This is a genomic window from Chromohalobacter sp. 48-RD10, assembly GCF_029889785.1.
Classification (GTDB): Bacteria; Pseudomonadota; Gammaproteobacteria; order Pseudomonadales; family Halomonadaceae; genus Chromohalobacter.
Map to the genome: position 1 here is coordinate 23,460 of NZ_JARANX010000018.1, position 13,194 is coordinate 36,653.

11 protein-coding genes are annotated in these 13,194 nt (G+C 63.0%); 6 read left to right on the forward strand and 5 right to left on the reverse strand.

The window, feature by feature from the left end; all coding sequences use genetic code 11:
* Positions 1–22: 22 nt before the first annotated feature.
* Both hldE and OP496_RS14225 read right to left on the reverse strand, forming a co-directional pair.
* On the reverse strand, positions 23–1,453 hold the full coding sequence (gene hldE / locus OP496_RS14220) for a bifunctional D-glycero-beta-D-manno-heptose-7-phosphate kinase/D-glycero-beta-D-manno-heptose 1-phosphate adenylyltransferase HldE (RefSeq protein WP_280564368.1): 1,431 nt from the start codon (positions 1,451–1,453) through the stop codon (positions 23–25).
* Positions 1,443–2,555: a glycosyltransferase family 9 protein gene (locus tag OP496_RS14225; protein ID WP_280564369.1), complete on the reverse strand. Its 1,113-nt coding sequence runs from the start codon at positions 2,553–2,555 to the stop codon at positions 1,443–1,445. The genes hldE and OP496_RS14225 overlap by 11 nt, the downstream gene beginning before the upstream one ends.
* Between OP496_RS14225 and OP496_RS14230 the strand changes: the two genes are divergently transcribed.
* Complete coding sequence (locus OP496_RS14230; RefSeq protein ID WP_280564370.1) at positions 2,554–3,258, forward strand: 3-deoxy-D-manno-octulosonic acid kinase; 705 nt, start codon at positions 2,554–2,556, stop codon at positions 3,256–3,258. The two genes, OP496_RS14225 and OP496_RS14230, sit on opposite strands and share 2 nt — an antisense overlap.
* Here OP496_RS14230 and OP496_RS14235 read toward each other — a convergent pair.
* Positions 3,240–4,397, reverse strand: a complete 1,158-nt coding sequence (locus OP496_RS14235) for a glycosyltransferase family 4 protein (protein ID WP_280564372.1) — start codon at positions 4,395–4,397, stop codon at positions 3,240–3,242. The genes OP496_RS14230 and OP496_RS14235 overlap by 19 nt on opposite strands.
* A gap of 30 nt (positions 4,398–4,427) precedes the next feature.
* On the opposite strand from OP496_RS14235, the gene OP496_RS14240 reads away from it, so the two are divergent.
* Genes OP496_RS14240 through OP496_RS14250 form a run of 3 tightly spaced genes read left to right on the forward strand, consistent with a single transcriptional unit; the run spans position 4,428 to position 7,887 of the window.
* Positions 4,428–5,507 carry a glycosyltransferase family 9 protein gene (locus OP496_RS14240; RefSeq protein ID WP_280564374.1) on the forward strand — a complete coding sequence of 360 codons (1,080 nt, stop codon included), beginning with the start codon at positions 4,428–4,430 and terminating at the stop codon, positions 5,505–5,507.
* On the forward strand, positions 5,495–6,256 hold the full coding sequence (locus OP496_RS14245) for a glycosyltransferase family 2 protein (protein WP_280564375.1): 762 nt from the start codon (positions 5,495–5,497) through the stop codon (positions 6,254–6,256). The genes OP496_RS14240 and OP496_RS14245 overlap by 13 nt, the downstream gene beginning before the upstream one ends.
* Before the next feature lie 56 nt (positions 6,257–6,312).
* Positions 6,313–7,887, forward strand: coding sequence for a sulfatase-like hydrolase/transferase (locus OP496_RS14250; protein WP_280564376.1), 1,575 nt, complete (start codon positions 6,313–6,315; stop codon positions 7,885–7,887).
* Here the strand turns inward: OP496_RS14250 and waaF are convergent.
* The gene (waaF, locus tag OP496_RS14255; RefSeq protein WP_280564377.1) at positions 7,880–8,917 is read right to left on the reverse strand and encodes a lipopolysaccharide heptosyltransferase II; all 1,038 of its coding nucleotides are present in this window, start codon (positions 8,915–8,917) and stop codon (positions 7,880–7,882) included. The genes OP496_RS14250 and waaF overlap by 8 nt on opposite strands.
* Positions 8,910–9,866 carry an ADP-glyceromanno-heptose 6-epimerase gene (rfaD, locus tag OP496_RS14260; protein WP_280564378.1) on the reverse strand — a complete coding sequence of 319 codons (957 nt, stop codon included), beginning with the start codon at positions 9,864–9,866 and terminating at the stop codon, positions 8,910–8,912. The genes waaF and rfaD overlap by 8 nt, the downstream gene beginning before the upstream one ends.
* A 126-nt stretch (positions 9,867–9,992) precedes the next feature.
* On the opposite strand from rfaD, the gene glyQ reads away from it, so the two are divergent.
* Together glyQ and glyS are read left to right on the forward strand one after the other, a co-directional pair.
* Positions 9,993–10,949, forward strand: a complete 957-nt coding sequence (glyQ, locus tag OP496_RS14265; protein WP_280564379.1) for a glycine--tRNA ligase subunit alpha — start codon at positions 9,993–9,995, stop codon at positions 10,947–10,949.
* Between the two features lie 2 nt (positions 10,950–10,951).
* Entirely contained in the window at positions 10,952–13,018 is a 2,067-nt protein-coding gene (gene glyS, locus OP496_RS14270) for a glycine--tRNA ligase subunit beta (protein ID WP_280564380.1), read from the forward strand.
* Positions 13,019–13,194: the final 176 nt, after the last annotated feature.

Consider the following 13,194-nt stretch of genomic DNA (forward strand, 5'->3'; position numbering starts at 1 on the left):
CGCCGCCTTTTCGTACATAGCCTTAACCTTCACGGTCGAGAATGGTGCCGATCATTGCCGTGGTGGAGACGCCATCCTCGAAGTTGAGCACCTGGACCTCACCACCATCGTCGATGACCGCCTCACCACCGGCGATGTCCTCGGGCCGATAGTCACCGCCCTTGACCAGTACATCGGGCAGTACCTCGGCGATCACGCGTGCCGGGGTTTCCTCGGCGAAGGGCACTACCCAATCCACCGCGCTCAAGCCCGCCAACACCTGCATGCGGCGTTCGAGGGTGTTGATCGGCCGCTTGGGGCCCTTGAGACGTGCCACGGAGGCGTCGTCGTTGACGGCCACGATCAGCCGATCTCCCAACCGTTTGGCCTGCTCGAGATAGGCCACATGGCCGGCATGCAGGATGTCGAAACAGCCGTTGGTCATCACCACGCGCTCGCCGCGCAGCTTGGCCGCGCGCACCGCGTCGACCAATGCACCTTCCTCGATGGGGCCGAACTCGGCGAGCTTGTCGCCATGCAGCGCCGTGTAGAGCTCGGCGATGGACAGCGTCGCGGTGCCCGGCTTGGCAACCACCAGCCCCGCCGCCAAGTTGGCGAGCATGATCGCTTCGGGATAACCGTGGCCCGCCGCTAGCGCCAACCCCAGCACACCGATGACGGTATCCCCGGCACCGGTGACATCGAAGACCTCGCGCGCATGCGTCGGTAGATGCAGCGGCGCGTGGCCCTCACGGATCAAGGTCATGCCCTTCTCGCTGCGCGTGACCAGCAGCGCTTCGAGCTGCAAGTCGGCACGTAGCTGCTCGCCCTTCTCGGCGAGCGTGGCATCGTCGGGACACGGCCCGACGACCGCTTCGAACTCGCCCAGATTGGGGGTGATGATGCTCGCCCCGCGATACTTGTCAAAGGCATGGCCCTTGGGATCGACCAGCACACGCTTACCTGCCTGACGCGCGATGGCGATCAGCGTTTCGACGCGATTGAGACTGCCCTTGCCGTAGTCGGAGAGGATCATCACGTCAGCGTCGGGCAACGCCGCCTCGACGCGCTCGGTCAGGCCCTGGGTATCGATCTCCCACAGCGATTCCTCGAAGTCGAGACGCAGCAACTGCTGGTTGCGGCTCATCACACGCAGCTTGGTGATCGTCGGAATCTCAGGGCTGTGATGAAAGTGAGTGCTTACATCAGAAGCTTCAAGACTCGCCTTGAGCAAGGCGGCATTGTCATCCTCGCCGACCACGCCCGCCAGCGCGGCGTGCGCGCCCAACGCGGCGATATTGAGCGCCACGTTGGCGGCGCCGCCGGGACGGTCTTCCGATTCACCGACCTTGACCACCGGCACCGGCGCTTCCGGCGAAATGCGCGAGGTGCCACCATGCCAATAGCGATCGAGCATGACATCACCCACCACCAGTAGGCGGGCCTGTTCGAGGACGGTCAGATCAAGCTTCATGGTCGGGCTCCGAGCGGGGCGAAGCGGACGGCGTGGCATCCAGCAAGGCATCGAATTGGGCAATGACGTCGTCGGCATGGATCAGGCTCATGGCATCGGGGTGCCGCACACGCGTGCCCCACGGAATGGCCTCCGGTGACTTGTGCAGATAACGACGCACGGCATCAGGATAACGGTCGACCACGAAACGCCGCCAGCAATAGGGCGCCGCGCGATCGGGATTGGTGGTGGCATAAAGCCCCAGCGTTGGCGTGCGCAGCGCATTGGCCATGTGAACCGGCCCGGAATCCGGCGCGATCACCATGCGCGCGCGGTCGAGCATGGCCAGCAGCCCCTTGAGTGAAGTGCCGCCAATGGCATCGATGACCGCCCCTTCCGCGCACAGGGCGCGAATGCGCGCGCCCATTTCCTGCTCCTGGGCGCTGCTGCCCCCAGTCATCACCGTGCGCAGGCCATGCTCTTCCCAAGCATGCGCGATCATCGCCGCATAACCCTCGGCGGACCAATTGCGGAAATTGCGCAGGCGCGGATTGGCGCAGGGGCTGATCACCACGTAAGGCACTTCACCGGTGACGCGCACGGCTTCTTGGTAGGCGCTGTCGGGGATCGCCAGATCCCAGCGCAAGGGCTCGGCGTCGACGCGCTCCTCGCCACCCAGCAAGCGCGCGAAGTCGAGAAACGATTCCAGCACATGCGCGTGAGCATGCGGCGTCAGCTGACGGTGGGTGAACCAGTGCTGCCAATCCTTGGCCCGGGCCTTGTCGTACCCGATACGCAGATCCGCCTTGAGGCCCAGAGAAAGCGCGCTGGCGCGCAGCGCTTGTTGCATGTGCAGCAGCACATCGAAGCGTGTGTCGCCGAGCCGACGCCAGATCTCACGCATGCCGGCCAAGCCTGAGGTCTTGTCATAGACGATGAACTCGACCCCTGATAGACCGGCCAGTAAACTATGCTCGCCCTTGCCGATGATCCAAGTGATGCGGGCGTCAGGCCATAGGCGCTGCAGCACGCGAATGGTCGGGACAAGGTTGCAGACATCGCCCAGCGCGGACAGTCGTAGTATACAAATATGCGCGGGACGGACGGGCAGAGGATGCTTCATGCGGTTGGCAACATTCCAAACGGGACAGGCATTCATTCTATATGATGCCGACATTCTATGTGACGCCGGCCAAGGGCCACAAATCGACGCGCGCTGGCTAAGCCCGGACTTCTGGCGAGAGCGCGACGCAGTACTCGGCGAAGCGCCGGGACGCGGGGCGAGTCTTTTCGTCGCCTGCGACGAGGAGCGCTGGGCGCTGCGGCCCTACCGGCGAGGTGGCTTGATCGCCCGGCTCAGCGACGCGCGCTATATGTGGACCGGTCTCGAACGCACTCGTGCCTTTCGCGAGATGCGCCTGACCGCCGAACTCAAGCAGCGTGGCCTGCCGGTGCCCGCGCCAGTGGCCGCTGGTGTGTGGCGACACGGCCCAAGCTACACCGCCACGCTGATCACGCGGCTGATCCCCGATGTCGTGGCCCTGGCCGAGCGCCTGCCGACGGCGTCACCCGCCCTGTTGCAGCGCGTCGGCCGAACCGTGCGCCGCTTTCACGATGCCGGTCTCGACCATGTCGATCTCAACACCCGCAACCTGCTCGTCGACGCCGATGACCGCGTCTGGCTGATCGATTTCGATCGCTGCCGGTTGCGCGCCCCGGGGCGCTGGCAAGAGAACAACCTGGCACGGCTCGAACGTTCGCTGATCAAGTTCGACGCCCCCGAGGCCATGGCCTCGGTGCGCCTCGGCTACGCGGCATCCGCATAAATCTCGCACAGTCCGGAGACGTGTCGGGCCAGCGTGAAGCGTGCATTGACGAAGCGGCAGGCGTTGGCACCGAGGTGCTCACGCAGCGCGGGGGCCTCGCGTAGCTCGCCGAGTATCGCCGCCCAGGCCGCCGGATCCTGCGGATCGGCGAGCCGACCGCCCTCACACCCAATCAGCTCGGGAATCGCGCCGCTGTCGGCACCCACCACGGCCTTGCATGCCGCCATGGCCTCGATCACCGTGAGCCCGAAGGCTTCGTTACGCGATGGCACACAGACGATATCCACCACCTCGAAGAGCCGTGCCAGATCCCGCCGAAACCCCGTGAACGTGACGCGCTCGTCAAGGCCCTGTTCACGGACCTGCTGTTGCAGGGAGGCGATGAAGGTGGGGTTACCGCCCTCGTTCGCCTCCAGCCCACCGATCAGCACCAAATGAGACTGGCTATCGCCCGCCTCACACAGCCGAGTGAAGGCATCCAGCAGGACTTGCTGCCCCTTGCCGGGCGTCAGGCGCCCCGGCAAGGCCATCGTCACCGCCTCGCGCGGAATGCCCAAGGCGTCACGTAGCGCTTGGCGTGCGGCGGTGTCGAGTCGAGGAACGTACTCCGACGTATCGATGCCCAGATACAAACGAGTGATCCGCGACGCGGGTAGCGGGAAAGCCTGGCGATTACGCGTCAGCGTTGCCTCGCTGATCGACAACACGCGATCGACATGCCGGTAGACCCAGCGATGATAGGCGTCGTGTTTGGGCCGCGTGACGCCCATGTGGTCGGTAAAGACAAGACGCAGCTCGGGACACAGCCACTTGAGCAACGCGCCGAGGCGCAAGTCACTCGATTTATGACAATGCACGACGCCGATACCACGACGTCGCAGCCAGCGCACAAGTGCCGGCAATTGCCACAGCGCACGCGAGGGTGAGCGCACACTACGCACTTCGGTCGCCTCACAGTCGACTAACGCTCGAGCCAGACGCGTCTCTTCGAGCGTCAGTACGTAGGCACGCCACCCCTGGCGGGCCAGCTCGGGTATAATGCGCGCAGGGTACATTTCCAGCCCGCCCCAGCCGCGGGATAAACAGATATGCAAGACCTTGTGCTGCAAGGCAAGCTCCTCGGACAATGTTCGACTCACGCGTCGACGCCACCGGGCACAGGAGACTCGATGACCCAGTCGCGCCCACAGCGCATCCTCGTGGTACGCAACGACAAGCTCGGCGACTTCATGCTCGCCTGGCCGGCCCTGGCCTGCCTGAAGAGTGCCTATCCCGACAATCATGTTGCCGTGCTGGTGCCCACCTATACAGCACCCCTGGCGCATGCCTGCCCATGGGTCGACGAGGTAATTCTCGACCCGGGCGGCGCCGCGCCGCGACGTCAGCAAAAAGACTTGCTCGTGCAGCTTCGCGCCGGGAAGTTCGACGCCCTGCTGACGCTGTTCTCCACGCCACGTACCGGGTGGCTGGGTTGGCGGGCCGGCATTTCCCTGCGCATGGCGCCCGCCACCAAGTGGGCCCAGATATTTTACAACTTTCGCATTAAACAGCGTAGGTCGCGATCCCAAAAACCCGAGTACGTCTACAACCAGGACCTGGCCGCCGCCCTACTGCAAACGCTCGGTCAGGACGTGCCGACGCCGACGCCACCTTACTGGCCCCTGCCCGACGCGACGCGCGACGCCCAGCGCCAGCGCCTGAGCGATGAACTGTCGCTTTCTCCGACACGCCCCTGGTGGTTTCTGCACCCCGGCAGCGGCGGTTCGGCGGTCAATCTCAGCGTGGCGCAATATGCGGATCTCGCCCAGGCAATTAGCGCCAACCTTCTCGCTCCGCCGAAGTGGGTGCTCACTCATGGACCTGGCGAAGAGGCTGTAGCCCAGCACCTGGTGGAAACGCTCAACGCACGTGATATCGATGCAGTGCTCATGCCCCCACGCGCGAGTCTGACCGATTTCGCCGAAACCCTGGCCGCCGCCGATGTCTTCGTTGCCGGTTCGACCGGGCCCTTGCACATCGCCGGGGCACTCAATCGCCCCACGATCGGCTTCTATCCTGCCAAGCGCTCGGCCACGCCATTGCGCTGGCAAACCTGCAATGCCGAGATACGCCGCCTGGCCTTCAGCCCGCCTGCCGACGACGCCTCCGCCAGCGACATGTCGCGTATCGACATCGCGGCAGTGGCGCGCCAAATCGCCGACGCCTGGCCAACGCCAACGGCCACCGAGGAAACGCCATGCAACCGCTGACCGGAATCGTCATCACCCTCAACGAGCAAGCCAACATCGCCGACTGCGTACGTTCGCTGTCACGCGTCTGCAACGAGGTCATCGTCGTCGACTCGCTGAGTAGCGACGACACCGTGGCTATTGCCGAGGCCGAGGGGGCGCGGGTGATCACGCAGACTTATCTCGGCGACGGGCCACAAAAGGCGCACGGTGTACCGTTCGCCAAGAATGCCTGGATCCTGGCCCTGGATGCCGACGAGCGCCTCGACGACGATGCCGTGACCCTGATCGAGTCGCTCGCCCTCGACGACCCGCAGACTGCCTATAGCTTCCGACGCAAGAACTACGTGGCTCGACACTGGATTCGTGCCGCAGGCTTCTACCCAGACTCGGTGGTACGCCTTTACAACCGCACCACCGCCGGCTATCTACCCAAGAAGGCACACTCGTCGGTCGAGGCCCCCAAGGTCGAGGCCACCACTGCGCACCTGCGACATTTCACTTACGAGGACATGTCGCACTGGATTCGGCGCATCGATGCGCTCTCGAGCCGCGATGCCTGGGCGATGAAAGAACGCGGCGTGCGCCCCTCACGACTGCGCCCGACGCTGCACGCCGTTAATGCGATGCTGCGCAAGCTGATCTTCAAGGGTGGCCTGCTCCAGGGAATGGACGGCATGACGGTCGCATTGACCACGGCGTTTCATGCCTACATGAAATACGCCAAGCTCAACGAGCTCTACGAACTCGAACAAATGCCACAACGATGAGTCAGATCGGCTTCTTCGCTGTCATACTCTAGTCATAAAGACAAGGACGCGTTCTTATGATGAAGCTGTCACCCACCACCCTCCGCTGGAGCGTGCTTACCTACCTCGGCTTATGCCTGGGGTATCTCTTCACCACGCTGACCATCATCAGTCACTGGTTTTTATTCCCCGTCGCGGCGGTGTGGGTCGCCATCGCCTGGTATTTTCGCTGGGGCCATCCCACACAACGCACCAGCACGCGACGCGTCTTGCCCTGGTCGTCGATCCCGCTGGCCCTGTGGTGGGTCTACCTGTACCTGGACGATAGCTTCGGCAAGGTGGACCTGGGCGCGGTGATTTTTCATTTGCAGGCGGGGATGACCGAGCATGGCGGTGCCAGCCGCGTCTTCGCCGCGGTGATTTTCACCCTATGCGCCATCGTCATGCTCATGGCCTTCACCTGGCTGGTACGCGCCGACCACCGGTGGCGGCTGTGGGAGCGTGTCGGCGCGCTCTTCTTGCTGGCCTTCAATCCGCTACTGTTCGGCCTGTCGCAACGTGGTGCTTCGGTGGTCACCGAGGGAGATTGGTTACGCGATCACTACCGCGTCCCGAGTATCGAAAGCGAGCCGCAAACTCGCCCCAATCTCATCTATCTCTATCTAGAGAGCACTGAGCGGACCTACGCCGACCGCGACACGTTCGGCGACGCCTATGAAGATCTCGCCGCGCTCGGCAAGCGCGGCACCGTCTTCGAGGGACTCAAGCAGCTCGACAATACCGGCTGGACGACCGCCGGCATGGTCGCCACCCAGTGTGGTGTGCCGCTGATGCCCGCCGGATTGAAACATGACAACCAGTTCGAGCCGCTCGACGAGGTACTCCCGCATACCCAGTGCCTGGGCGACCTGCTCAATGCCAAAGGATACGATCTCACCTACATGGGCGGGGCCAGTACGCGTTTCGCCGGCAAGAAGGTGTTCTACGAGGGACACGGCTTCGATCGCGCGCTAGGCCGCGACGAGCTGGAGGATCAGGTCACGCCGCCGGACTATCTCAACGACTGGGGCCTTTACGACGATACCCTGCTCAACATGGCCACCGAGCGCATCCGCAAGCTCGCCAAGAATGACGATCGCCAGCCTTATGCCATGTTCGCCTTGACTCTGGCGGCCCACCCGCCGTTCGGCAACCCGGCTCAGGCGTGCCTGGACAATCAGGGGGAATTCGATGGAGTCAACATTCTGTATTCGGTGAAATGCACGGGCTGGCTGGTACGCCGCTTCCTGCAGCGCCTCGACCGGGAAGGCCTGCTCGACAATACTCTGGTGGTGATCTCCAGCGACCACCTGAGCATGAAGAACTCGGAGTGGCCACAGTTGGTCGACGCCGAGCGCGAAAACACCTTCATGATGCTTGGAGAGGGTGTCCCTGCCGGGAAGCGTATACAGCGCCAGGGATCGATGGTCGATGTCTATCCGACGGTACTCGAAGCCATGGGCTTCACGCTGGACGCACGCGCTGCCGGGTTGGGACGCTCACTATTCGCCAAGGATCCCACGCTGGTCGAAGAATACGGCCTGGAAACCATCAACGACCACATGGCGGAGGAAGACGCACTGCAAACCTACATGTGGAAAGGGGTCAACTGAGCGCCGCGTGCCGGATCGACGCCAATAGCCGCGCCGGTTCGAGATGGCGCAGACAATTTGTGTGCCCCAACGGGCAGTCACGCGCGAAGCATGGCGAGCAAGACAGCTCGAGATCGTGGATCTCAGCGTTTTCGGTCAGAGGCGGCGTGTAGGCCGGCGAAGACGAGCCGTAGATGGCCTGCACACGCGTGCCTACCGCTGCCGCCACGTGCATCAGCCCCGAGTCGTTGGTGACCACTTGCTGGCAGTCGGCGAGCAGATCCACCACCTCGGTGAGCTTGGTACGCCCGCACAGGTTATGCACGCCGTCCAGTCCTTGGCTGATCGTCTCACCGGCGTCAGCGTCCTTGGGGCCTCCCATCACCCGCACCTCGAAGCCCTCGGCCACCAGGCGTTCCGCCAGGCTGCGAAAATGCGCTAGCGGCCACTGCTTGGACGGTCCAAACTCGGCGCCCGGCATCATGCCAATGGCGGGACGATCCGAGAGCCCCAGCGTCTCGTGCAAGCGACGTTGTTCTTCGGCATTCACCTCGAGGCGCGGCGCGGGAATCGCAAAATCTCCGGCTTGCGCCTCGTCCTCAGGCAGGCCCAACGAGACGAAGCGCTTCACGGTTTGATTCAGCACGCTTTTATCGAGCTCACGGCGCGCATTGAGCACCATGTAGCGCTGCTCGCCCCGGAAACCCAAGCGCTCAGGGATGCGGGCCAGGAACGGCACCAGCGCCGATTTCCAGGAGCGCGGCAACACGATCGCCCGGTCGAAGCGGCCCTTCAGCGTGCGCGCCACGTCACGCCGCGTGGCCCAGCCGAATTCGCCGTGCTTGACGTCCAGCGCGACGGTCTCATCGACCTCGGGCATACGCGCCAGGACCGGCAGCGACCAGCCCGGGGCCAGTACGCCAAGGTAGGCATCCGGATAACGCGCCTTGAGCGTCATGAATAGGCTCTGCGCCATGACCATGTCACCGACCCAGGAAGGGCCGACGACGAGCAATCGTGGGGCGGCGTCGGTAGCGATGTCGTCAGCCATTCAACCAATCCAGGTAGGCGGTGACGCCTTCGCGCACGGTCTTGAACTCCGCCGGGTAGCCCGCCTCACGCAGGCGTGAGATATTCGCTCGGGTGTAGCTCTGATAGCGTCCCTTGAGCTCCTCGGGGAAGGCGATGTAGTCGATTTTGCCGGTGGCGTAGTAATCGATCACCGTCTCGGCGATGGCCTTGAACGGTTCGGCACGGCCGGTGCCCAGATTGAAGATGCCCGATACCTCGGGGTTGTCGAGGCACCACAAGTTGACGTCCACCACGTCGCCGACATAGATGAAGTCACGGCTTTGCATGCCGGCTTCATAGCCTTCCCAAGCACCGAACAGCTTGGGGTTCTCACCACGCTGCACCTGCGTGTGATGGTGATAGGCGACGCTGGCCATCTTGCCCTTGTGCTGCTCGCGCGGGCCATAGACGTTGAAGTAGCGGAAGCCCACCACCTGAGTCTCGAACTCCTCCCAGTGGACGCGTACGTACTGATCGAACAACAACTTGGAATAGCCGTAGACGTTGAGCGGCTTCTCATGCTCCGGTGCCTCCACGAACACCTCGCTACCGCCGTAGGTCGCCGCCGATGACGCATACAGAAAGGGAATGCGCTTGTGCTGGCAGAAGTGCAGCAGCACCTTGGAGTACTCGAAGTTGTTCTCGAGCATGAACTTGCCGTCCCACTCGGTGGTATCCGAGCAGGCCCCTTCGTGGAAGATGGCCTCGATCGGCGGCAAGGCGCTCGGTTCGCCACGCAGTTCGGCCTTCACGCGCGCCAGGAAGTCATCCTTATCGAGATAGTCACCCAGCGTGCAGTCGGCGAGATTGACGAACTTGGTGCCGTCGGAGAGGTCGTCGACCACGAGCACATCCTCGTGGCCGCGTGCATTGAGAGCCTTCACTAGATTGGCGCCGATGAAACCGGCACCGCCCGTCACTACAATCATGTCGTCGATTCCTTCAAGTCGTGCACCCACGCGCAAGCGTGCTTTTCGTCACGGTGCCTATAACCGATTAACCGCTAATTGTATACTTGGCAGTTCGTGAATTCATGGGCCAACGGTACTTCACCAATGACACAGTCGACGCCAGACGTGAAAACCTTCCAGGGCCTGATCCTTGCCCTGCAACAGTACTGGGCCGAACAGGGCTGCGTAATCATGCAACCCCTGGATATGGAAGTCGGAGCCGGCACCTTTCATCCCGCGACCTTCCTGCGTTCCATCGGCCCCGAGACCTGGAATGCCGCCTACGTGCAACCATCGCGCCGTCCCACTGACGGACGCTATGGCGAGAACCCCAATCGCTTGCAGCACTACTATCAGTTTCAGGTGGTGATGAAGCCCTCCCCCCTGGAACTGCAGGCGCTGTATCTGGGCTCGCTCGAGCGTCTCGGCATCGACCTGCAGGTCCACGACATTCGCTTCGTCGAAGACAACTGGGAGTCCCCTACCCTCGGAGCCTGGGGACTCGGCTGGGAAGTCTGGCTCAACGGTATGGAAGTGACCCAGTTCACCTACTTCCAGCAGGCCGGCGGCATCGAATGTTATCCGGTCACCGGCGAACTGACCTACGGCCTGGAACGCATCGCCATGTACCTGCAGGATGTCGATAGCGTCTACGACCTGGTATGGACCTACGCCCCCGATGGTTCATCCGTCACCTACGGCGATGTCTACCTCCAGAACGAACGCGAACAGTCGGCTTACAATTTCGAACACGCCGATGTCGACTATCAGTTCTCTGCTTTCGACCACAGCGAAGGCGAATGCCAAAAGCTCCTCGACGCGGAGTTGCCCCTGCCCGCCTACGAGCACGTGCTCAAGGCATCGCATACTTTCAACCTGCTCGACGCCCGGCACGCCATCTCGGTCACCGAGCGTCAGCGTTACATTCTGCGTGTGCGCACCATGGCCCGTGACGTCGCCCACGCCTACTTTGAATCGCGCAAGGCAGCTGGGTTCCCCATGGCCCCCGAGGCTATCCGTCAGGAACTGCTGAGCCGAGAAAGCAACGAGGGAGACGCGTAAGAATGGCATCCAACACTCTACTGGTCGAACTCGGCGTCGAGGAGCTTCCGCCAGGCGCCATCGAATCCCTCGCCAATGCCCTGCGCGATGGCATCGCAAATGGTCTTGCCGACGCTGAGATCCCTTTCGAGGCAGCTCACGCCCACGCCACGCCACGCCGCTTGGCGGTCAGCATCGAAGTGCTCGGCGACAAGCAACCGGACCGCGAGATCGAGCGTCGCGGCCCGGCCCTGGCCGCCGCCTTCAAGGACGGCGAGCCCACCAAGGCCGCCGAAGGCTTCGCGCGTTCTTGCGGCGTTGATGTCGCGGACCTGATCCATCTGGAGACCGACAAGGGTACCTGGCTTGGCTATCGCTATCAGGAACCGGGCGAAGCCACCACGGCGCTGCTGCCGGCCATACTCAGGCGTGCCGTCAACGCCCTGCCGGTGCCCAAGAATATGCGCTGGGGCGCCTCTCGGCTCGAGTTTTCGCGCCCCGTGCACTGGTTGGTCATGCTCTACGGTCAGGACGTGGTACCCACCGAAGTGCTCGGCCTCGAAGCCGGCCGTACCACCCGAGGGCATCGCTTCCATGCCCCACAGGCCATCGAGTTGGCGCACGCTGACGACTATCTGAGCGTGCTCGAAGATGCCTTCGTACTGGCCGATAACGACCGCCGACGTGAGCGCATCCGCGAACAGGTGCTGGCCGAAGCCGAGGTCAACGACGCCACGGCAGTCATCTATGACGACCTCCTCGACGAAGTCAACGGTCTGGTCGAATGGCCGGTGGCGCTGACCGGCCGCTTCGACGAGCGTTTCCTCGAAGTGCCCGCCGAATGCTTGATCTCGTCGATGAAGGCCAATCAGAAGTACTTCCACCTGCTCGACGCCGAGGGACAGCTCAAGCCTGCCTTCATCACCGTCTCCAACATCGAGAGCCGCGACCCGCAGCAGGTCATCGAGGGCAACGAAAAAGTCATCCGCCCGCGTCTGGCCGATGCCGCTTTCTTCTACGATACCGACCGCAAGCAGACATTGGCCTCGCGCCGCGACGCACTGGATAACGTGGTCTTCCAGAAGTCATTGGGCACGCTGGGTGACAAGGCGCAACGCATGGAGACCATCGGCGCGTTCATCGCCGGTCGGGTCGATGGCAACGTCGATCATGCCCAACGTGCCGCACAGCTCGCCAAGTGCGATCTGGTCACGGAGATGGTGCTGGAATTCCCCGAGCTCCAGGGCATTATGGGCACCTACTACGCCCGCCAGGACGGTGAGCCGGAAGAGGTCGCGCAGGCACTTCACGAGCAGTACCTACCGCGTTTCGCCAGCGACGACGTTCCCAAGACGCATACCGGCTTGGCCCTGGCATTGGCTGACCGCCTGGATACGCTGACCGGCATCTTCGGTATCGGCCAGCGCCCCACAGGCACCAAGGATCCTTTTGCCCTGCGCCGCGCCGCCATCGGTGTTCTCAACATCTTGATCAAGGGTGAGCTCGATCTCGACCTGCGCGAACTGCTCGAACTCGCCGCTGCTCAGCATGACGAACTACCCAAGTCTGATGGCCTGATCGATACCATACTCGATTACATGCTCGACCGCTTCCGCGCCTGGACGCAGGACGAAGGCATTCCCGTCGAGGTCTATCTCGCGGTGCGCTCTCGCCCGGTCACGCGTCCGCTCGATTTCGCACGCCGGGTTCGGGCCGTGCATGCCTTCAGTCATCGTGAAGAAGCAGCAGCGCTGGCGGCGGCCAATAAGCGTGTCTCGAACATCCTCGCCAAGCAGCAACATGACGGCTCGACCACCGTTGATGCCTCTCTGCTGCAAGCCGAAGCCGAGACGACGCTGAGCGAAGCGCTCGAACAATGCCATCAGGCGGTACGTCCGCTACTCGGTGCCGCTCGCTACAGCGAGGCGCTGGATGTGCTGGCTAAGCTTCGCAGCCCCGTCGATGCCTTCTTCGATGACGTCATGGTCATGGCGGAGGATGACGCCGTACGCCGCAACCGCCTTGCTTTGCTGGCCAGCCTCCAGGCCCTGTTCCTGGAAGTCGCGGATATCGCCCAGCTACAGCAATAAACACGCACGCGTTGCAGTTCAAAGGGTGACCCCACTGGGGCCACCCTTTTTTTGTTTCACGTGGAACGGCGGTCTCAAGTTCCAAGTGCAACGCTATTGAAGGATGCTCGGACCTTCGACCGATTTCTTGAGCACCTCGGCGTAGACTTCCAGTGGCGTTCGCCAGTCCAGGGTTT

Bases quoted from the DNA above. Each gene is read 5' to 3' on its own strand.
- hldE (WP_280564368.1), bottom strand. From the start codon at position 1,453: ATGAAGCTTGATCTGACCGTCCTCGAACAGGCCCGCCTACTGGTGGTG.
- OP496_RS14230 (WP_280564370.1), top strand. From the start codon at position 2,554: ATGCGGTTGGCAACATTCCAAACGGGACAGGCATTCATTCTATATGAT.
- OP496_RS14225 (WP_280564369.1), bottom strand. From the start codon at position 2,555: ATGAAGCATCCTCTGCCCGTCCGTCCCGCGCATATTTGTATACTACGA.
- OP496_RS14240 (WP_280564374.1), top strand. From the start codon at position 4,428: ATGACCCAGTCGCGCCCACAGCGCATCCTCGTGGTACGCAACGACAAG.
- OP496_RS14245 (WP_280564375.1), top strand. From the start codon at position 5,495: ATGCAACCGCTGACCGGAATCGTCATCACCCTCAACGAGCAAGCCAAC.
- OP496_RS14250 (WP_280564376.1), top strand. From the start codon at position 6,313: ATGATGAAGCTGTCACCCACCACCCTCCGCTGGAGCGTGCTTACCTAC.
- waaF (WP_280564377.1), bottom strand. From the start codon at position 8,917: ATGGCTGACGACATCGCTACCGACGCCGCCCCACGATTGCTCGTCGTC.
- rfaD (WP_280564378.1), bottom strand. From the start codon at position 9,866: ATGATTGTAGTGACGGGCGGTGCCGGTTTCATCGGCGCCAATCTAGTG.
- glyQ (WP_280564379.1), top strand. From the start codon at position 9,993: ATGACACAGTCGACGCCAGACGTGAAAACCTTCCAGGGCCTGATCCTT.
- glyS (WP_280564380.1), top strand. From the start codon at position 10,952: ATGGCATCCAACACTCTACTGGTCGAACTCGGCGTCGAGGAGCTTCCG.